This is a genomic window from Bacillus sp. OV322, assembly GCF_900112495.1.
Taxonomy (GTDB): Bacteria; Bacillota; Bacilli; order Bacillales; family DSM-1321; genus Peribacillus.
The window spans coordinates 153,185-174,436 of sequence record NZ_FOMA01000007.1 but is presented as its reverse complement, the minus strand read 5'-3'; the positions used below and the strand labels follow the sequence as shown (position 1 = coordinate 174,436).

The window sequence follows — 21,252 nt, the reverse complement described above, 5'->3', positions numbered from 1 at the left end:
AATTAGATGTAAGGTTATATAACATATTTTTTAAAAAAATCTAAAAATTCATTGTATTTTTCCTGTTTACGTAATAAGATAATAAACATATTAGAATACATGTTATAAAATCTAACATCAATCAACAAAACGGGGGAATGAAAATATGCAAATGGGCGATACAGTTTTTATGTTTTTAGCTACTTTACTGGTTTGGGTTATGACACCAGGCATTGCATTGTTTTATGGAGGAATGGTTAAAAGCAAGAATGTACTGAGCACAGCAATGCATAGCTACATGCCCATTGCGGTGGTATCGATTCTATGGGTGCTTGCGGGGTACTCTATATCGTTTTCTGCGGGAGGCAATGCATTCTTTGGCAATTTGGATTGGGCTGGGCTAAAAGGGGTAACATTTAAACCAAATCCGGATTATAGTGCAACCATACCGCATAATTTATTTATGATGTTCCAGATGACTTTTGCTGTCCTTACGGTTTCCATTATATCAGGGGGAATAGCTGAGCGTATGAAATTTTCAGCATTTCTTATTTTCTCCATATTCTGGTCTCTATTGGTGTATGCTCCAGTTGCTCACTGGGTATGGGGAGCAGGGGGCTGGCTTCGTGAACTGGGCACGCTTGATTTTGCAGGGGGGAACGTCGTTCATATTTCATCTGGGGTGACAGGGCTGGTTCTAGCCATCCTTCTTGGGAAAAGGAAGGGTTCTAATGTTAGTTCCCCGCACAATCTTCCTTTGACATTTTTAGGGGCAACGTTAATATGGTTTGGATGGTATGGATTTAATGTAGGAAGTGCTTTAACTATTAATGATGTAGCGATGACTGTTTTCGTGAATACCGCCATTGCAGCTTCAGCTGGGATCCTGGGCTGGCTTTTGGTGGAATATATCATAAACAAAAAACCGACCATGCTTGGAGCACTTTCGGGAGCTATTGCCGGGCTTGTTGCCATTACACCTGCCTGCGGTTTTGTTACACCTGGCGCTTCAATTATCATTGGATTGATTGGCGGGGCCATTTGTTTCTGGGGAGTCTTTTTCCTTAAGAGAAAGCTTGGATACGATGATTCTCTTGATGCCTTCGGATTACACGGAGTGGGCGGCACTTGGGGAGGCATCGCAACGGGGCTGTTTGCGACAACTAAGGTAAATACAGCCGGGGCTGACGGACTTTTTTATGGTGATGCAGGACTTCTTTGGAAACAGCTGGCGGCTATTGCTGCTACTTATATATTTGTAGCTGTGCTTACATTCATTATCGCAAAAGCCATACATGTATTTATGCCGATTAGGGTTAATGAGGAAGAAGAATCACTGGGGCTAGATATAACTCTGCATGGTGAAAAAGCTTATCACGAATCAATATAAGGAGGCGGAAGCATGGGGGATATCCTGACTAAAATAGATATTATTACTCGTCCCGGGCAGTTCGAGTCATTTAAAAAGGAACTTGCCAAGATTGGCGTGAGCGGTATTACTGTTTCTGAAGTGAAGGGAACAGGCCTTCAAAAAGGCTTCATTGAGTCCTATAGGGGGGTAAAGCGCGAAATTACTCTTCATGACCGCATAAAGATAGAAATTGTGGTATGCGAAGTGCCTGTAAGTGATGTTGTGGATCTTGCCCGGAAGTTATTGAATACAGGAAAGCCTGGTGACGGAAAAATCTTTATTTATGAGCTTTCAAATGTTATCAAAATACGCACAGGAGATGAAGGGCATGCGGCATTGAAAAATGAAAACTGACAGCGGATGGCCATTCTCTGATGCTTTGGGAAGTTTATGATAAGCAGGAGGTATAAAATGGGGAGACTGGTGAAGATTATTGAGGCTAAGAAACATAGAATCATTAATATCCTTATTGCAGAGAATGCATATCAAGCATCTGACAGAATGTATTTATCCAATTTGCCGCTGAAAAACCTTGAAGAAATATTGAAATATCGACCTGTTAAATCAGTAAATGACAAAGAGAATAATAGCTGAAGCTGCTTTGAACGGCGTTCTGTTAACAGGAACGCTTTTTTTTTAGGGACTAATTGAAGCCGGCGGAAGTAAATCTTCATCGCATGAGACGGACATGAGGACAATGCAGCCTTATTATTGCAAAAAATGCTGTTATGGTTTTCTTCCTATTAAAAAGGATGTAAAATAGCACTGTACTTTATAGGGCAGGCACGGGCAATCGGGCTTGCAGTTTCTTTTTTACAAAATAACCCGAGGTGATTTTCATGGATCCATTTACAATGTCGTCTGTAATGAATGTAATCAGTGAATTCTTTCCGAAAGATACCTCGATTGCAGTGGCGAATGATCAAAATTTTATATACTATCAGCCGAGCAAAAAGGTTGATTTAAAAATTAGGCCAGGTGACAGAGTAAGTGAAGATACAGTGACATATAAGGCATTGACCGTACACAAAAAAACGTCCGAATTCATTGAGAGAAATGGATTCGGTGTTCCCTATTACGGGATGTCTGTTCCAATCCTTGACAATGGAAGCACAAGAGGCGTTGTTACAGCCATCTTGCCATCAAAGCCTTCTTTCATGCCTTCATCTTTTTTGACTATTAAAACCATTGACCGGTGGATACCGGTTCCATACGGGGAGGTTATGTACCTCGAAGCCCAGAATCGAAAGACAAGCGTTGTTTCAAAGCGGATCAGCGGATCGCATAAACTGAATTTGAGTGAAATTGAATGGTTTTTGCCAAATGAATTATTCATAAGAGTCCATCGCTCTTATATTGTGAATATCCATTTTATTGAAGAAATCTTGCCGGATTTCCACTCGACTTTCTTACTTGTGATGAAGGATGCTACTAGAATCCAAGTCAGCCAGACCTACGCCAGTCAGTTCAGGCGGGCACTTGGTTTTTAGATGCTCTGTGTAAGGCGGGTTTTTTTCTGCTTTATCCCTTAATTAAGGCTTTTCATTCCAAAACGGGTGAGGATACTATTCCTGGTTGGTAATATAGAAAGAAAAGCCGGAATGGGGGATACATATGGAAGGGAACATTTCTAAACTGATTAGGAATCACGATTTATTGAATAAGGTGGTAACTGCTGAGCAGGCCGCTTCATGGATTAAAGATGGGATGACACTGGGATTGAGCGGCTTTACACGTGCGGGAGATGCAAAAGCAATACCTTTGGCTTTAGTGGAACGCTCAAGAAACGAACCGCTGAAAGTGAATGTATACACAGGCGCATCTTTAGGTTCTGATGTTGATCGTTTCATGGCTGAAGCAGGTATTATTAATAAACGGCTTCCTTTCCAGGCGGATTCCTCCATGCGGCAAAAAATAAACCAGGGAGAAATGATGTATGTTGATCAGCATTTGTCACATACAGCTGAAATGATCCGCGGTGATATTTTGCAGCCCATTGACTTTGCGATTGTAGAAGCTCTTTCCATAACTGAAGATGGTATGATCATTCCGACGACTTCTGTTGGGAATTCCTCTATTTTTGCAGAAAAAGCAAAAGAGGTCATTGTTGAATTAAATTTGGCCCATCCCACAGGGCTTGAGGGAATTCATGATATATATTCGCCGTCAAAGCAGGGTGAGCGCCAGCCTATTGGAGTGACGAAGGTGAACGATATCATCGGCAGCAAGGGAATCAAAGTCGAAATCGGGAAAATTAAAGGGATCGTGATTACTAATCAGCCCGACTCTCCTTCTAATATTGTCCCCCCTGATCCGGAGACCGCCATGATTGCCAGTCATTTAATTGACTTTCTGCGCCTGGAAATCAGGCAGGGAAGGCTGACAAAAAGCCTGGCGCCGCTTCAGTCAGGAATCGGGACTGTTGCAAATGCTGTATTCCACGGATTGCTGGAATCGGAATTCACCGATTTAGAAGTGTATTCAGAAGTGCTGCAGGATTCTGTCTTTGACCTTTTGGATGCAGGGAAAGTAAAGTTTGCTTCGGGCTGCTCAATTACTCTCTCTGAGGAAAAAATGAAAGAAGTCTACAGCAATATGGACCGATACCGGGACAAGCTTGTTCTTAGACCTCAGGAGATTTCCAATCATCCTGAAATTATCAGAAGGCTTGGCTTGATTTCTATTAATACTGCTTTGGAAGCGGACATCTACGGCAATGTTAATTCCACCCATGTCTGTGGTACTAAAATGATGAATGGAATAGGAGGTTCAGGTGACTTTGCCCGAAATTCCCGTCTCGGCATTTTTGTTACGAAATCTATTGCTAAAAATGGGAAAATTTCAAGCATTGTACCATTTGCTTCACATATTGATCATACCGAACATGATGTGGATATTCTCGTTACGGAACAGGGATATGCGGACTTAAGAGGACTGGCCCCAAAAGAAAAAGTGTCTCTTATTATAGAAAATTGTGCACACCCCATGTACCGCAAGCAGCTTCACAGCTACTTTGCGGAAGCATTGGAGAGCGGGGGCCAAACCCCGCATGTGCTTGAAAAGGCATTTTCATGGCATACTAATTATTCAATTAATGGAACGATGCTTAAAGAAGAAGCCCAAAAACTGCAGCTTACATAAGTGGCATAAAGGGCAATTCCCCTAATATAGGAGCGGCATACAAAAAAACCAGCAGAATTGTTTAAGCCTGCTGGTTTTTGTCATGATAAAGTTTTTTATAGACCGAGAGAAATATACTTTACTTCAAGGTACTCTTCAATTCCGTGGTGCCCGCCTTCGCGTCCGAGCCCGCTTTGTTTGAAACCGCCAAATGGTGCCTGCGGAGTGGATGGAAGGCCATCGTTTAAGCCGACGATTCCAAATTCAAGGGCTTCGCAAACCTTGATCCCGCGGGTAATATTTTCAGTGAAAACGTAAGCGGCCAGTCCAAATATAGAATTGTTGGCACGCTCTATGGCTTCTTCTTCTGTTGTAAATGTTGCAATTGGAAGAAGGGGGCCGAACGTTTCTTCATGCATACAAAGCATATCATCGTTTATATTGGAGATTACTGTAGGCTCCATATAAAGCCCTCCCTTGGATTTCCCTCCTGTTTCCAGCTTGGCTCCAAGACTGATGGCATCATCTATATGCCTTTGGACTTTTTTTACTGCATGTTCATCAATCAGCGGGCCAATCTCGACGCCTTCTTCCATACCGTTGCCGATCTTAAGGGCCTTGACTTTTGGCAGCAATTTTTCAATGAAAGCTTGGTAAATATTTTCATGAACATAAATCCTGTTGGAACAAACGCAGGTCTGGCCTGCATTGCGGAATTTTGAGCTGATTACACCATCTGCTGCCTTATCAAGATCCGCATCTTCTATTACTATTGCAGGAGCATGGCCGCCAAGCTCCAGGGAAATTTTCTTGACCGTTTCGGCTGATCCTTTCATCAATTCCTTGCCTACTTCGGTTGAACCTGTAAACGTAAGCTTCCTGACCCGTTCATCCTCCATCCAGGCATTTCCGATTTCTTTTGACTTCCCTGTCACTACATTAATGACGCCTTTGGGTATGCCCGCTTCTTCAGCCAGTTCAGCCATTTTTAGGGCAGTAAGAGGGGTCAGGCCGGCCGGCTTGATTACGACTGTACATCCGGTAGCCAGTGCTGGAGCTACCTTGCGGGTAATCATGGCCGCCGGAAAATTCCATGGTGTAATAACGGCAACCACACCTACTGGCTGCTTTGTTACAAAGAGCCGCTTATTCTGGGCAGATGCTGGAATCATTTCGCCATAAACCCGTTTTCCTTCTTCGGCATACCAGGAAATAAAACCATTCGCATAGCTCATTTCTCCTATTGCTTCCTTAAGCGGCTTGCCTTGTTCCGCCGTCATAACACGGCCTAATTCTTCTTTGTTATCCTCAATCAAACGATGCCACTTTGACAGCAGTTCAGATCGTTCGTAGGCTGAGAGGGCAGACCAGCTTTTGAAGGCCTCATAAGCTGCGTCAGCTGCCTTTTTAGCTTCGTTGGTGCCGCCATTAGGAACAGTGGCAATCACTTCATCCGTCGCCGGGTTTTTTACTTCAATTTCCGGCAGTCCAAAATCGGACCATTCTCCGTTGATATACAAACCATACTTTTTCATAAAAAAACCTCCCCGAATAAAGTGGCGTCGCCGCAGGTGCATACGCTTTTTTTTCTATTATATACAACTTTGTCTTATCTCTTAAATCTTCTGCCTGTATGAAGCCTATTCCTTTTTATATCCCGCATTTTTATTCTGCAATGCAGGCTAGGTCCCTGTGTTTTGCTTAAACTGCAATTTCCCTTTTCAGGCAAACAGATATCAAGTATAGTTACTATATACATATAGTGAGGTTTGCCATTTGAAATTTAAAGCGAGCGGAGGGGATTTTTTGTTCAAATCAAAGCTCCACTTTTGGACATTTGAGCTTTTAATGATTTCTGTCCTGATTTATGTCAGCACAAAAATTTCTTTTTTCTTTGAACCGGTTGTCATATTCATTTCGACGCTTTTTTTCCCGATACTGATATCGGGTTTCCTTTACTTCATGTTTAATCCGGTTGTCAAGTTCCTGGTTAACAGGAAAATCCCAAGAAATGCAGCGATATTATTGATATATGTCGTATTTATTGGACTTATTGGATTGCTTGCTGCACTTGTGGGGCCGCCATTGTCGAGACAGATTACTGAGCTTGTAAATAACGTGCCAGCTTATATTCAGGAGCTTAGGCAGCTGACTGATCAATTTTCACATTCAAGCTGGTTCAAATGGGGAATGCAGCAGGAATATGTTTCTCTTGATAAAGTAGAAACAGCTCTGCAAAGATATGCTACACAGCTTCCGGGCAATATTTCCAACAGCCTGTCATCCATTTTGAGTGTAGTGACCAATATTACCTTAATAGTCGCAACTGTTCCTTTTGTTTTGTTTTATATGCTTAAGGATGGGAGCAAGCTGCCGCAGGCCATCATGAAATTTGTTCCATCTTCTTATCAAAAAGAAGGACTAGTCATTCTTGAAGAAACATCTGAAACTCTGGCGACTTATATTCAAGGGCAGCTTCTTGTTTGCTTGTTTGTAGGAATTGCCACATTTATCGGCTATTTGGCCGTTGGACTGCCGTATGCCATTTTATTTGCCATCATCGGCGCAGTTACAAACATTATCCCTTATGTCGGCCCATTCATCGGTGCAGCACCGGCAGTCATAGTGGGGCTGCTGCATTCGCCTACACAGGCCCTGCTGGTCATCGTTGTCGTAGCCGTCGTTCAGCAGCTGGATGGAAATTTCATTTCGCCATTGGTCATCGGCAAGAAATTGAATACCCATCCGCTCACCATCATTATTTTATTGCTTGTTGCCGGAAATATTGCAGGCATTTTAGGCATGATCCTTGCAGTTCCAGCCTATTCTGTCACAAAAACAATTGTTCTGAACATTGTCAGGTTTATTGCATTGAAGAAAAGATCTAAAGTTGTCCTTGAAGAGTGAAGGCCTTGCTGAATACAGCAAAGCCTTTTTTTTAGGCTTTTTTCGTAAATTATGTTGCTGAGGAACAAGGCGGTTGATCCCCGTTCCATGATGCTCGGTTTCCGCGGGGAGGGCGGTGAGCCTTCTCAGCTGCGCCTGCGGGTGCTCATATATCCCGCTGGAGTCCTGCATTTTGCGCTGCATTCTAACCAAAACAGAAAGATGCCTGCTATTTTAATAGTGAGAAATGCCAGGAGCCATGAACATATACACTTTTAATATAAAAAACTGAAGCAGGTGAGGCAAAAATAGGGTGGGACCTTGTGAATATAAAAAATTTGTACTTGTTCCAAAAGATTTTTTGTATGCAGGTCTACCAGGAGAGCAAAAAATCGGCGAATTTTCAGTGAACATGAAAAAACAGGGTCTCCCTAAATTATTTAAGATATTTCCATGCTTTTGAGGTTAAATGCACCATCCGCAAAAGGCCAGGACAGTCATCCTATTTTACAGCTTCTTTTTCATAACCATTAACAATTTGCCCCGATAATCTCTTTCTTCATAAACAGCGAAGCCTCGTTTGGCCCAGAATTCCAGTCCAACAGCATTTGCAGCAAAACAGCCTAAATGAACTTCTGCCACATTCCGCAGCTTCATCAAATCTTCATAATGCTGATAAATCTGCACTGCATATCCTTTTTTTTGATAATTTTTATGTAGAATAAATAGTCCCAGCCAGGGGTTTTTATCACGAGGGTTACACATAATGAAATCAGCAATGGCTGCGGGATTTTCATTTTCCAAAATCAGATATCGTTCCTTCTCGATTTCTTCTTCATGTTCTGCCAAGATATCCTCTTTTGTTAAAAAAGACTTATCTTCAGAAAGCTTAACAAATTCAGGGTTGGAGTTCATTACAGCCATTTCGTAAAGAATGGTATCATAATCACATGTTTTCCAAATGAACATTTCATCACCTCTCAATTATTATTTTTATTATTATTAAGTGAAACCAAATGTGGGACATTATGATTCTTTTGTTCATTGTAACTAAGAAAAAGACCCCGGAATACCAGAGCCTACTTAAAAGGTCTAAGAAAGATGCTAAATATTATAGGCTTTAGACCAATGAAATGGTTGTATTTCCTTCAGTGTTTTATATTCAAGCTTCTCACCTGAGTTAGTAATTGCTGCTTTTAAATTAGGACCCCAATAAAGCAGCCTTTCTTGACAAACCCCACAAGGTGTTAAAACTTTAAATTCAGCCTTTTCGTCATCTCTTACTACACAAACAGAATGAGTTACTTTTTTATTATGCTTATGAGCTTCAAGGATCGCCCCAGTTTCAATACACAATTCTGTCGATGCATTGATAACCTCAGGAGCAACGCTTGTGAAAATTTCACCATCTTCCGTATACATAGCTGCTGCACCGCTCCAGCCAAAAGGGTATCTTTTTTTTAGGCTGTTTTCGTAAACTTTGTTGCTATGAAACAAGGTGGTTGATTTCCGCTCCAGGATGCTCGCTTTCCGCGGGGCAGCCGGTGAGCCTCCTCGGCTACGCCTGCGGGGTCTCACCAGTTCTGCTCATCCCGCAGGAGTCTCGCACCTTACGCTCCAATCAACCTGATTTGACAATGGGAACGCCTCACATAACAAATTAAATAAACTTTCTTTAAGAAAAGAGCCTTTTTTTATCAATTCAATAGCAGCTTGGTATAGTCTTTGTTCAATGTTCATTCATCCTCGCCCCAAGTCCTTTAGCTTTAAATTTAACAGAATCTAATAGAATTTTCTTGCCAATTCGGCCTATTAGTTTAATGAAAACCATCTTATAGAAACGGGTGTTTTTTATGATAGCAAGACAGCAATCAATCTAGTTTCAATCTCAGAAATGGAAAGGTGTTCAGTCACCGACGCGATCAGGTCCTTAATTTTCAAAAGGCTTGATGATGCTATATAAAATTTCTGTGACAGGAAGTCTGATGCCCGTTCTTTCCGCGAGCCTCAATGCCCCTCCCTGGATATGTTCCAATTCAAGAGTCAGCCATTTTCTTCTGTCTTGATGCATAGAGGAGGTGGCCCCATCTGGAAGTCTCCTAAATTGTTCGAGGGCCTGCCCGACTTTATCGCTGCTGATGGAGATGCCGTTTGCTTCAGCAAGAGAACGCATTTCTTCCAGGACCCTTGTTAGCAGTTCAAAGGTTTCGGGATATTTTCGAATGGTGCCAATTGGAAGATTTAACGCAGTAGTCACTCCAGAAAACGCTGTAATAAACATATATTTGTTCCACATTTCATCTAAGATGCTGTCAGTGAGCTTTCCATTGAGATTGGCCCCTGTTAAAATAGAATCCAGCTCGCGGCATATTTCGTTCTGTGAGTGATGCAGAGGGCCAAATACGAGATCGTGCTGGCTGCTGGTATGAACAACGTGGCCTTTCTCATCCAAAGTAGCGATGATGTATGCGCTGCCGCCCAAGACAGCTTCTTCCTGCAGCTCAGCTTGGAGAATAGAAATATGCTCGATCCCGTTTAAAAGCGGAAGAATCTTAGCGCCTTTTTCTGCGAGAGCTTTTAACGAGGGGAGAGCGGCCTTTAAATGGTAGCCTTTCAAGGCAACGATGACCAAATCAGGCATTTCGATATCCTGTACATTCTCTGTAAATTGCAGATTGTTAAAAACATAGTTTCCATGCGTGCTGGTTATATACAATCCATGTTCAGAAAGCTGCTGTGCCCGTTTTTGCCTGACTAAAAAAGTTACATTCTGGCCGGCAGCCTGCAGCCTGGCCCCATAATAAGCTCCTAATGCCCCGGCTCCCAATACGGCAATATTCAAAGTAAGCACCTCTCATCCTTTAATTTGGCTATAACAGCCCAGTTTAATTTTAACAAAATTAAGAAAAATGTAAAAACTTATTTACCCGAAAAAAAGCCGGGCTACTGTTAAGCCCGGCTTTTTACTTTAACGATAAACTTTTACTTTAACGTATTTAACGCCCCATTGAATTGCTTTTGACTTTGAAGAGACAAAGATATCAATTTTGTTGCCTTTTATTGAGCTGCCTTTATCTGCTGCGACTGCGTACCCGTATCCTTCAACATATACTTTGGAACCAAGAGGAATGACCCTAGGATCAACAGATATTGCTTTAATGGAAGGGTTCTTCTTTAAATTCAATCCAGTTGATGTAATGCCGCTGCAGCCGCGGCATGTTGCGGTATAAGCAGTAGCCCTGACTGTGATGGTTTTGTAGGCTGCGGCCTTAACAGCCTTTTTTGCTGTCGGTTTTTTTACCGTTTTTGCCTTTGTGCCTGATTTAGGTGATACCTGCAGAACCTGGTTTGGTTTGATGATGTCTTTCGAAAGCTTATTCCAGCTTTTAAGCTGGCTGACAGATACTTTATGGTTATGTGCAATCTTCCAAAGTGTATCTCCTTTTTTTACATGATATGTATTTGCTGAAGCTACTCCTGAAAAACCGAATACTAGGAAACATGCGCCAGTGATATATAATAGTAGTTTTTTCAAACGTTTTGATCTCCTTTGTACTAAATCGTTAACTTATCATAACAGGTTAATATGACAATTATGTTTCAATGGGTTGCTATTTTTGTTACAAAACAAAGACTTAGGTTTAAAAACTGTAATATATGGAAAACTATGTATCTTTAAAATCATCTTTATGCATAAAATGAGGTTTTTTGCTAATATCACCGGGAAAAATTCCCGTGAATATTACGCGAAATCTGCTTGACACATCAAACAAAGCCCCGGCGTTTGCCTGAAGCTTTCTGAAATTATACCTCTTGTTCAATTCTTACATCTATATCTTCAATAATAGAATTCATTTGCAGTGAAAGAGAAGACAGTGAGCCGGTTATAATATTCAGTGCCTCCACAGTATTTAATTGGTCTTGGGCTGCAGCAGTAATATGGCTGCTTTTTAAAAGTGCGTCTCTTGTTATATGGCTGCCATGCTCGATAGACTCAAACACATGCTTGGATTCACTGACCATTTCCTGTAATACGGTATCTGCATGTTCTGCATGGCTTTCCGTACTTCCTGCGGCCTGTGCAATTTGGGAAAATACCTGCTCTGTATCGAGGATTAATGATATCCCTGTCTGAAGATCGCTATTGCCCTTCGCAAGATCACTTTTTACTTCTTTCATGTCGGAATGAATCATAGAGATCATTTCCTTGATATCCTTTGCTGCCTTATCAGATTCAAGTGACAATTTGCGGACTTCATCTGCAACCACGGAAAACCCCTTGCCATAGCTCCCTGCCCGTGCTGCTTCAATAGAGGCGTTCAAAGCAAGCATGTTAGTCTGGTCTGAAATGCCCGATAAAGTGTTTAAGGCGCGTTCTATATACTGTGTCCTATTTTCTAATTGGCTGACTGAGTTCGTCAATGTAGACATATTCCGTGTAATTATGTTCATCTGACCTGTCATATTATTGACTTTGATACGTCCTGCTTTTGCTTCTTCACTTGTTTTAAGAGATGTTTTTTTAACAAGCTGTGAATTTTCCCGGATTTGGGAGACTTTTTGCAGCATGCTGTTCAGCAATTGTACATTTTGTGTGCTGATGCCGAGCTGTTCATCACTGCCAGAATTCATTTCTTCAATGGATACTGCAATTTCCTTGCTTGATTTTGAGGTAACCTGGGAAGTTACGGAAATTTGGCTTACTGATTCCAATAGGCGTGATGAACTGAGAATAAGGCTGTCGAGCAGCTGTCTATTTGCTTTTTCATGGATCCTGTTCTGGGCTTCCATTGCATGTGCATATTTATTGCCTGAATGGATGAGCAGGACGGTTGCAAGGCATGAAAATATCAGGAAAAATGCGTGAACAAGCAGGAGCGAAAAATGATAATCTGTTGTACCGCATAAAAGCTCAGGATATAGAAAAAATCCAGTGAAATGCTGGATGGCAAAGATGGCTGTGCTGATCAGGATTAACTTAATAGATTCAAAGTAAGCGATCATCGCAAGCACCATAAAAATGCTAAAATGATATTCGGTCATTCCTTCGCTTCCTGCTATAATGCTGATGCTGCTAAAGGTGAGGCACAGCATGATTAAAAGCTGCAGGGACGGGTGATAAGGCTGTTTTTTGTAGATGGCAAATACAGATACGAGCAGGATGACTGGAACTATGAGAAGTGAATTCTGCAGGATATGTATGGAAGGAGAGAATGATCCATACCCATTTTGTGCTGTGTAATCAGCCAGGAAGCTGAACTTTCGATGCATGAGATGAACCATGATGGATAAAAGGACGGTAAAAGAAGTCAAATATATCATCATTAAATTTTTATTCTTGTTTTTCAATGTTATATACTCCTTTAGTTTGGGTTATTGATGTCAGTATAGTATTGAATAAGCAAATATATCTATTTTCAATGTGCTGATGATGTGTAAAAAAACCTCCCCGTCACGGAGAGGTTTTAAAATGTATGAATCTAGTTGTCAGGAGTGTACGAACTCCCTGGCAAAGTCAATGAGCATATTTTTATAGAGTTCTACAGACTCAAGAACAACATATTCATCATCTCCATGCCAATCAGCGCCGCTTGGCCCAAATTCAATGGCAGGAATATCAAAAGCAGCATAAAACACGGTATCTGCTGAACCATGCTGGCCGAAAATCCTGGCTTCCTTAGTGGTGTATTTTTCCACTATAGGCCGGAGCAGGGAGATGTACGGATCGTTTTCTTCTGTTTTCACAGGCTGGCTGAACATCCGGACCGAAACTTTTCCGTCTGTAATGCTTTGGATCTGCCTGATGATTTCATCCTTATTCTGTGAAGGAAGATAACGGATATCAAGGCCAATGATGCATTTGTCAGGCACCTTATTATAAACTTCTCCAGCTTTTATTTTTGCCAGGTTAACAGATGGGCCATCGTAAAGCTCGGTTCTTTCCTTTGTAAAAGGCAGGGTGAGAATATGCTGGTATACCTCATAGGCCTTTTCGATGGCATTAATGCCCTCCCATGGTCTGCTTCCGTGTGCAGGTTTTCCGCTTATTTCAATATCGGTTTGCATAACGCCCTTTGCCTGCAGGGCGATCCCCAGCTGTGTCGGCTCCGCACAAATGACAAAGTCGCCTAAATAGCCCTGTTTGGCCAGATAGCCTGAGCAATTAAATCCGCCAGTTTCTTCATCAGATACTATTTGCAGCTGAATCTTCAGCCCAAGTTTATGATTCTTTAAGGCAGCTGCTGCGGTCATCATCGCGGCAACTCCCGCTTTCATATCTGCAGAGCCTCGCCCGTACAATCTGCCTTCCCGGACCTCGGGAATGAATTGATTGGGCTTTCCGCTTACCACATCCACGTGTCCATTGAATATGAGCGTTTTTTCTCCGGAGCCTATGCTGCATACGAGCATTTTATGGCCGTTATTTTCAAACTGGCTAACAGGCAAGCCTTGCTCTGAAAGCCAAAGTGAACAATATTCGACCGCTTCATTTGCACCTTCTTTAGTAGAACTGTCAATAGAGATTAATTTTTTCAGTAAATCTTCAAGCAAAGTAATATCCTCCTTTTTAAGGCACTCCGCTTTAACTATACCCTTTACTGATAACAATAAAAAAGAAATGATATCCAAGTACTTATAGTGCAAAGAAAACGATTTCTTTTTCTCTTGACGTATATGTATATACAAGTTAGAATGAAAAGGCAATCATGTATATACAAGTTCATTTGCCAATAAATTTTAAGACGGATTGTAAACGTTCACACGGGGGGTAAGATTTATGTCTAAGAATTATCATCAAACGGCCGCCGAGATTGTAGAAGCAATCGGAGGGAAGGAAAATATCGCTTCCGCTACACATTGTGTAACGCGCCTGCGTTTTGCATTAAATGACGAAAGCAAAGTGGATAAAGAGAAACTGGAACAAGTTGATGCCGTTAAAGGCTCTTTTTCTGCCAATGGCCAGTTTCAGGTAGTCGTCGGGCAGGGGACGGTCAACGAAGTATATAAGGAAATGGTAGATGCAACTGGAATCGGATCATCCTCTAAAGAAGAAACAAAAGCGGCAGCTGAAAAAAACCTGAATCCGCTTCAGCGTGCAATAAAAACCCTTGCAGATATTTTCATTCCAATTCTGCCTGCAATCGTAACGGCAGGTTTGCTGATGGGGATTAATAACATTCTGACTAATAAGGGGATCTTTTTTGATACAAAATCCATTGTAGATGTCTACACACAGTGGAAGGACTTCGCAGGGATTATCAATTTGATTGCAAATACAGCGTTTACTTTTTTGCCTGCCCTTATTGGCTGGTCTGCGCTTAAACGTTTTGGGGGAAGCCCGCTGCTTGGGATTGTCCTTGGTTTAATGCTGGTTCATCCTGATTTGCTTAATGCATGGGGATACGCTGAAGCAAAAGCTGCAGGCAAAATCCCTACTTGGCATTTATTTGGTCTCACTATCGACAAAGTTGGATATCAAGGACAGGTACTTCCTATATTGATTGCTTCCTTTGTGCTGGCGAAGATTGAAATATTCCTTAGCAAAAGAATTCCCGACGCATTCAAGCTTTTATTAGTGGCACCAATTGCTCTGCTCGTTACAGGATTTTTATCCTTTATCGTTATTGGACCGGTTACATTTGCAATTGCTAATGGAATCACATCTGTGTTTACGGGAATTTTCTCTCATATTCCATTGCTTGGAGGTTTGATTTATGGAGCACTGTATGCCCCGCTTGTTATTACAGGCATGCATCATACATTCCTGGCCGTTGATTTGCAGCTGATCGGAAGCACCGGAGGAACATTCCTATGGCCGATTGTAGCCCTATCAAATATTGCACAGGGCTCTGCCGCTCTTGCCCTGATGTTTGCTATCAAAGATCCAAAGCTGAAGGGATTAGCATTTCCATCAGCCGTGTCAGCCTATCTTGGCGTAACAGAGCCTGCCATGTTTGGTGTTAATATCCGTTACCGTTTTCCATTCTTTGCAGCAATGGCTGGTTCAGCTCTGGCAGGGGCATTCATTACCGTCAACCATACGATTGCCTCATCAATTGGAGTAGGCGGCTTACCGGGGATATTCTCAATTATACCGAGTAAATGGGTCCCATTTGCAATCGGCATGCTGATTGCACTTGTTGTTCCTTTTGTTATAACCTTCTTCTATGCAAAAATGAGAAGAAATCAAAAACCTATATCATAAGGCATTCACTAAAGCCACAGAAAGGTTTCTTTCTGTGGTGTTTGAAATTCTATACAGAAAATAACTTTGAACAGGCGGTGGCTTACAATGAAAGAATGGTGGAGAAAATCAGCAGTTTATCAAATTTATCCAAAAAGCTTTAATGATACAACCGGCAGCGGTGTTGGTGATATAAAAGGGATTATTGATAAACTTGATTACCTTAAAACACTCGGGATCGATGTAATATGGCTGACTCCGGTCTACGAATCACCGCAGCGGGATAATGGCTACGATATCAGCGATTATTATGCCATTCATGAGGAGTTTGGAACGATGGAGGATTTTGAATGCCTGTTGAACGAGGCACATGGAAGGGGCATTAAGGTAATCATGGACCTAGTGGTTAACCATACCTCGACAGATCATGAGTGGTTCAGGCAATCAAGGATGTCAAAGGACAATCCATACCGGGAGTATTACATTTGGAAAGACCCGGCGAATGGAAGGGAACCCGCAAATTGGATATCGAAATTCGGCGGTCCTGCCTGGGAGCTTGATGAGAAAACTGGCCAATATTACCTTCATCTTTTTGATGTAACACAAGCTGATTTAAATTGGGAAAATAAAAAGGTGAGAAAAGAAATTTATGATATGATGCATTATTGGTTTGGAAAAGGGATAGACGGATTCCGGCTGGATGTCATTAACCTTATCTCAAAGGATCAGGATTTTCCGGATGATGATGGTTCAATTGCTCCTGGAGACGGCAGGAAATTCTACACGGACGGACCGCGGGTACATGAGTTTCTTCATGAAATGAACACGGAGGTTCTTTCCAAATATGACAGCATGACAGTTGGTGAAATGTCTTCTACAAGCATTGAAGATTGCATCAGATATTCTAATCCTGCCAGCGGGGAGCTCAGCATGACATTTAACTTTCATCATTTGAAAGTGGATTATCCAAATGGAGAGAAATGGGCACTTGGGGAATTGGATTTTCCTGCACTTAAAAGCATTCTCACAAACTGGCAGACAAAAATGCAGGAAGGAGGAGGGTGGAATGCGCTGTTCTGGTGCAACCATGATCAGCCAAGGATTGTTTCAAGATTTGGGGACGATGAAAATTATCCTGTTGAATCTGCTAAAATGCTGGCAACTTCCATCCACATGCTGCAGGGGACTCCATACATTTACCAGGGAGAAGAGTTCGGGATGGCCAATCCGCATTTTAATGACATCAAAGATTATCGTGATGTAGAAACTCTTAATTATTACGAAATTATGAAGGAAAAGGGACTTCCTGAAGCAAGTATAATGGAAATCATCAAGCAAAAATCAAGGGACAATTCAAGAACCCCGGTACAGTGGAATGATTCAGTGCATGGCGGATTTACGGAAGGAACTCCCTGGATGCCTGTACCTTCATCTTATAAAAGAATAAACGCCGAAAAAGCATTGGCTGACCCTGATTCAGTGTTTTATCATTACCAAAAATTAATAAAGCTCCGCAAGAAGTATGACATTATTACAGAAGGAAGCTTTGAACTTCTTTATCCGGAACATAACGAGCTTTTTGTATATAAACGGGAGTCTAAAGATGAAGTTTTGCTCGTTATCAATAACTTTTATTCTAAAGAGGCAAAGCTGTCTATCGGTAAGGAGTGGACATCTGATGCATTTGAAGCATCCACCCTGTTATCCAATTATAAAGATGCTCCCGCTATTGCAGAAGAAATGATATTCCGTCCGTATGAATCTATCATTTATCATTTTAAGAAGAAGTGATAAGATTATCTGGGTGATATTAGATGATGAATAAATTCATGAAAATATATGAGGATATATCAAATCAGATCCAGGAAGGAACTCTGCCTGCAGGCTCGCTCCTTCCCTCTGAGAATGACTTGGCTGATACCTTTCAAACATCAAGAGAAACAATCAGGAAAGCCCTTAAAATCCTTTCTGAAGACGGATATATTCATAAAGTTCAAGGGAAGGGATCCATTGTACTGGATGTGAAGAAATTTGCCTTTCCAATCTCAGGACTGGTCAGTTTTAAGGAACTTTCCAAAAGAATGGGTCACCGGGCTAAAACGCATGTGGAAATCCTGCAGGAGATTTTTCCTGATGAAAGCTTGAAGGAGCAATTAAAGCTTTCCATAGAGGATACGGCCTGGGAAATTCACCGTGTTCGGGAAATAGATAAAGAACGGGTTATTTTCGATAAAGATTTTATTGTAAAGAAAATGGTTCCCGTTTTGAATAAAGCTATATGCCAGAATTCCATTTATGAATATATAGAAGAAGAGCTTGGTTTGACAATCAGTTTTGCCAAGAAAGAAATCACTGTGGAAACACCGACTGAAGAAGATCGCAGCTATCTTGATCTAGAGGGCTTTCATAATATCGTTGTGGTAAAAAACTTCGTCTACTTAGATGATACAAGCCTTTTTCAGTATACGGAATCACGCCATCGGCCGGATAAATTCAGATTTGTCGATTTCGCCAGAAGAAAGTAAAGGAATTGAAAATTTCCCCTTTATTAATGCCAGTTTTTTAAAGCGAGGTTATCCTTCCGCTATTATGCCTTTCGGATCCCATGTTAGTTTTTTCTTAAAAAGGGTATGTAATAACCATACACACTTTTAGAGGAGCTGATGAAAATGGATAAAAGAGTAGTAGGCGTATATGATAATGGTGAAGATGCAATTCGTGCGGTAGAAGATTTGAAACGGCAAGGATATGACCGGGACGATATTTCAGTCATCGCTAAGGACCGCGATGACGTGGATATGGTCAATGAATCTACAGGAACTAACACAGAAGAAGGAATGGCGGCCGGAGCTGCGACAGGCGGAATCCTGGGCGGTGCTGCCGGGTTATTGGCCGGGGTTGGTGCCTTGGCAATTCCCGGAATAGGCCCGATTCTTGCGGCAGGCCCAATCGTTGCCACGCTAACTGGGGCGGCTGTTGGTGCAGGCACTGGAGGATTGGCAGGTGCTCTTATCGGAATGGGAATTCCTGAAGATGAAGCAGACCGCTATGAAACTGATGTGAAATCAGGTAAATTGCTTGTACTTGTTGATCCTAAGGCTAAGAGAAGTAATTCCGGTTTAACAGAAAAATATGATACAGATCCTGTACATCCTGACAGAAATGATCAGCGTGCAGGCTTTGACCAAACCGTTGATGATGTCAATTCCGGTGCCAAAAGATATTGATATTTGAAAAGAAGGAGCTGCCTTATAAGGCAGCTCCTTCTTTTCGTGCACACGCTAGCTGTCAGGGGATGGGCTCCCTTTTATTTGAAGGCTCCTGCTTTTTCTGCGTTCACCCGGCCGGAGAAGAAAACGGCGCCGCCTCCCATATCTGCAATCCTGTCCGGGGTCAGTGAGTTTACGAGCTGCTGGGCTCCGCTGTCATCTGCAAATAGTCCCTGGCTCACTAATACTCCTGGCAGTACATACTCTCCTATGGCTGCCTTTAAGACGCATTCTCCGCGGTGATTCCAGATCCTGATATCATCACCGCCCTGGATGCCCAGCTTCAAAGCATCTTCAGTGTGTATGTGGAGTCTAGGGAATTTTTCCAGAGATACATGCTTTTCATTATTGGAAAAGGTCGAATTCAAATAATTATGGTTGGGTGCCGGAACAAAAAGAAACGGCAAATCCCCATCCTCTTTCAGCGGTTTATAGACCGGAAGCGGCTGGTGTCCATCGCGTTCCATCACTTTGGAGAATAACTCAATTTTCCCGCTCGGTGTAGGCAATTCACCTGGGAACAGCGGACTGACTTTCGCTTTCAAGAACTCATTTTCCACAAGTGATTCAAAGGTGATTCCCTCGAGGTAAGGGTTCTGGCGGAAATCCAGCGCCTGACGGATCATTTCTTCGTCACTATCCTTAAACGCCTGTTCCTCAAATCCCATTCCATGTGCCAGCAGACGAAAGACCTCTGTGTTTGATTTTGATTCACCAAAAGCTTCAATTACCGGCTTTTGAATTTGCATGTAATGATGCCAATAGGAAGTGAAAAAGTCAGTGTTTTCGAAGGATGACGATGCCGGAAGGATGATATCGGCATACCGGGCAGTTTCCGTTAAAAACAGGTCATGCACAACAGTAAATAAATCCTCCCGCATCAAGCCCTTTCTGACTTTATTGGCATTTGGAGCTACTATTGCAGGATTTGAACTGTATACGAAAAGGGACCGTACGGGTTCCTCAAGATTCAGCAGGGCTTTTCCCAGCTCGTTCATGTTAATCGTCCTGGTTTGTTTATCCTTCAGTAAATCCGGACGCTGCAGCGCAGCAGTATTGAATGCCAGATATCCTGAATTTCCTTTGATGGCGCCGCCGCCCTTGATACTCCATTGTCCTGTGATGGCAGGGAGGCAGGCAATCGTCCTTATGCACATCCCGCCATTATCATGATGCTGCAAACCGTTTCCTATCCTTATGAAGGAAGGGGAAGTTTCTCCATACATTCTTGCCAGCTTGTATATGTCATCTTCAGGTATGCCAGTGATGGCTGAAACAGTTTGGGGATCATATTGAGAAACATGCTGGCTAAGCTCTTCCCAGCCGGTTGTATACTGCTTCAGAAACTCAATATCCGCCATATTTTCAGAGAATAATAGATGCATGATACCAAGTGCGAGAGCGGTATCTGTACCTGGGTGAATGGGAATGAACCAATCTGCAAACTTTCCTGTCTGATTTTTGTGCACATCAATGACAATGATTTTTGCTCCATTTTTTCTCGCCTGCTGCGCCAGTGCAACCTGGTGCATATTTGTGCTGACTGCATTGATTCCCCACATAATAATTAATTTGGAGTGTATTGTGTCTTCAGGGTCGATGCCAAAAGATCCCCCCATTGTATACGTATAGCCAGCCGATCCCGCAGAGTTGCAAATAGAGCGGAGAAGCCTGCTTGCTCCTAAACGGTTGAAAAATCTGCGGTCCATGCCCTCGGCTGTTAAATTGCCCATGTTTCCGTAAAAGCTATAAGGCAGGATGCTTTCCGGGCCATGTTCGGAGATCAGCGTTTTCCAATGTGAGGTGATGCTTGCAATCGCTTCTTCCCAGCTGATGCGTTCAAATTTCCCTTCTCCCTTGGCGCCTGTCCTTTTCATTGGATACTCAAGCCTTTTAGGATCATATAGACGTGACGCCATATGCCGCACTTTATTGCAAATATTTCCTTTTGTGACCGGGTGTTTTGGATCTCCTTCTACTTTAATTATTTTCCCTTCCCTTTTATGGATAAGAAGACCGCACTGATCTGGACAATCCAGTGAACAGACGGAAGGAAAAATCCCATCTCTTTGATTAATATATGAATTCATTTTTCGGCTCCTTATATGTTGATAGAATATTTCGTCTATTTGCTCTTAAGTTATTTCCTAAATCTGTGCAAGTTAGAGTCAAACTAATCCATTCCATTCATCCACAGGCGGAAATAACCAAGTCCTTTTACAAAGGAGATTTGATTGAGCTTTTTTTTAGGCTCTTTTCTTAAATATTGTTATTTTTAATGAGTTCTATGAGGCAATCTCATTATTAAGTCAGGTTGATTGGAGCGTAAGGTGCGAGACTCCTGCTTAGATTAGCGGGAAGGTTAGACCCCGCAGGCAAAGCCGAGGAGGCTCAACGCCCGC

Annotated in this window: 18 protein-coding genes; 10 read left to right on the top strand and 8 right to left on the bottom strand. The window is 42.2% G+C overall.

What is annotated here, in order from left to right:
• Positions 1-145: 145 nt before the first annotated feature.
• From BM126_RS17880 to BM126_RS17860, 5 genes are all read left to right on the top strand, one after another.
• Positions 146-1,369, top strand: coding sequence for an ammonium transporter (locus tag BM126_RS17880; protein ID WP_090990784.1), 1,224 nt, complete (start codon positions 146-148; stop codon positions 1,367-1,369).
• A gap of 12 nt (positions 1,370-1,381) precedes the next feature.
• The gene (locus BM126_RS17875) at positions 1,382-1,744 is read left to right on the top strand and encodes a P-II family nitrogen regulator (RefSeq protein WP_071353261.1); all 363 of its coding nucleotides are present in this window, start codon (positions 1,382-1,384) and stop codon (positions 1,742-1,744) included.
• Positions 1,745-1,801: 57 nt separating this feature from the next.
• Positions 1,802-1,984: a hypothetical protein gene (locus tag BM126_RS17870; protein ID WP_090990783.1), complete on the top strand. Its 183-nt coding sequence runs from the start codon at positions 1,802-1,804 to the stop codon at positions 1,982-1,984.
• Positions 1,985-2,229: 245 nt separating this feature from the next.
• Positions 2,230-2,880, top strand: coding sequence for a LytTR family DNA-binding domain-containing protein (locus tag BM126_RS17865; RefSeq protein ID WP_090990782.1), 651 nt, complete (start codon positions 2,230-2,232; stop codon positions 2,878-2,880).
• Between the two features lie 124 nt (positions 2,881-3,004).
• Positions 3,005-4,531, top strand: a complete 1,527-nt coding sequence (locus BM126_RS17860) for an acetyl-CoA hydrolase/transferase family protein (RefSeq protein ID WP_090990781.1) — start codon at positions 3,005-3,007, stop codon at positions 4,529-4,531.
• A gap of 95 nt (positions 4,532-4,626) precedes the next feature.
• On the opposite strand, the gene BM126_RS17855 is transcribed toward BM126_RS17860, so the two are convergent.
• Positions 4,627-6,045, bottom strand: a complete 1,419-nt coding sequence (locus BM126_RS17855) for an NAD-dependent succinate-semialdehyde dehydrogenase (RefSeq protein WP_090990780.1) — start codon at positions 6,043-6,045, stop codon at positions 4,627-4,629.
• A 271-nt stretch (positions 6,046-6,316) separates the two neighbouring features.
• Between BM126_RS17855 and BM126_RS17850 the strand changes: the two genes are divergently transcribed.
• Entirely contained in the window at positions 6,317-7,417 is a 1,101-nt protein-coding gene (locus BM126_RS17850; RefSeq protein ID WP_090990890.1) for an AI-2E family transporter, read from the top strand.
• 486 nt (positions 7,418-7,903) lie between these two features.
• Here the strand turns inward: BM126_RS17850 and BM126_RS17845 are convergent, their stop codons facing one another.
• The 6 genes from BM126_RS17845 to BM126_RS17820 all read right to left on the bottom strand — a co-directional run bounded on the left by BM126_RS17845 (position 7,904) and on the right by BM126_RS17820 (position 13,948).
• A complete protein-coding gene (locus BM126_RS17845) occupies positions 7,904-8,365 on the bottom strand; it encodes a GNAT family N-acetyltransferase (RefSeq protein WP_090990779.1) in 462 nt (153 codons plus the stop codon).
• A 135-nt stretch (positions 8,366-8,500) separates the two neighbouring features.
• Positions 8,501-8,893 (bottom strand): cytidine deaminase, encoded by a 393-nt coding sequence (locus BM126_RS17840; protein WP_090990889.1) that lies wholly within the window; start codon positions 8,891-8,893, stop codon positions 8,501-8,503.
• Between the two features lie 433 nt (positions 8,894-9,326).
• Positions 9,327-10,238, bottom strand: a complete 912-nt coding sequence (locus tag BM126_RS17835; RefSeq protein ID WP_090990778.1) for a ketopantoate reductase family protein — start codon at positions 10,236-10,238, stop codon at positions 9,327-9,329.
• Between the two features lie 126 nt (positions 10,239-10,364).
• Complete coding sequence (locus tag BM126_RS17830) at positions 10,365-10,931, bottom strand: 3D domain-containing protein (RefSeq protein ID WP_090990777.1); 567 nt, start codon at positions 10,929-10,931, stop codon at positions 10,365-10,367.
• 269 nt (positions 10,932-11,200) lie between these two features.
• Positions 11,201-11,860 carry a methyl-accepting chemotaxis protein gene (locus BM126_RS23410; protein ID WP_371261472.1) on the bottom strand — a complete coding sequence of 220 codons (660 nt, stop codon included), beginning with the start codon at positions 11,858-11,860 and terminating at the stop codon, positions 11,201-11,203.
• Positions 11,861-12,883: 1,023 nt separating this feature from the next.
• Entirely contained in the window at positions 12,884-13,948 is a 1,065-nt protein-coding gene (locus BM126_RS17820) for a M20 family metallopeptidase (RefSeq protein ID WP_090990775.1), read from the bottom strand.
• Positions 13,949-14,174: 226 nt separating this feature from the next.
• Here BM126_RS17820 and treP point away from each other — a divergent pair, with 226 nt between their 5' ends.
• From treP to BM126_RS17800, 4 genes are all read left to right on the top strand, one after another.
• Positions 14,175-15,602 carry a PTS system trehalose-specific EIIBC component gene (gene treP, locus BM126_RS17815; RefSeq protein WP_090990774.1) on the top strand — a complete coding sequence of 476 codons (1,428 nt, stop codon included), beginning with the start codon at positions 14,175-14,177 and terminating at the stop codon, positions 15,600-15,602.
• A gap of 87 nt (positions 15,603-15,689) precedes the next feature.
• The gene (gene treC, locus BM126_RS17810) at positions 15,690-17,372 is read left to right on the top strand and encodes an alpha,alpha-phosphotrehalase (protein WP_090990773.1); all 1,683 of its coding nucleotides are present in this window, start codon (positions 15,690-15,692) and stop codon (positions 17,370-17,372) included.
• A 23-nt stretch (positions 17,373-17,395) separates the two neighbouring features.
• Positions 17,396-18,106: a trehalose operon repressor gene (gene treR, locus BM126_RS17805; protein ID WP_090990772.1), complete on the top strand. Its 711-nt coding sequence runs from the start codon at positions 17,396-17,398 to the stop codon at positions 18,104-18,106.
• A gap of 144 nt (positions 18,107-18,250) precedes the next feature.
• Entirely contained in the window at positions 18,251-18,808 is a 558-nt protein-coding gene (locus tag BM126_RS17800; protein ID WP_177201481.1) for a YflT domain-containing protein, read from the top strand.
• Between the two features lie 80 nt (positions 18,809-18,888).
• Here BM126_RS17800 and BM126_RS17795 read toward each other — a convergent pair whose 3' ends face one another.
• Positions 18,889-20,940 (bottom strand): molybdopterin oxidoreductase family protein, encoded by a 2,052-nt coding sequence (locus BM126_RS17795; protein WP_090990770.1) that lies wholly within the window; start codon positions 20,938-20,940, stop codon positions 18,889-18,891.
• Positions 20,941-21,252 lie beyond the last annotated feature (312 nt).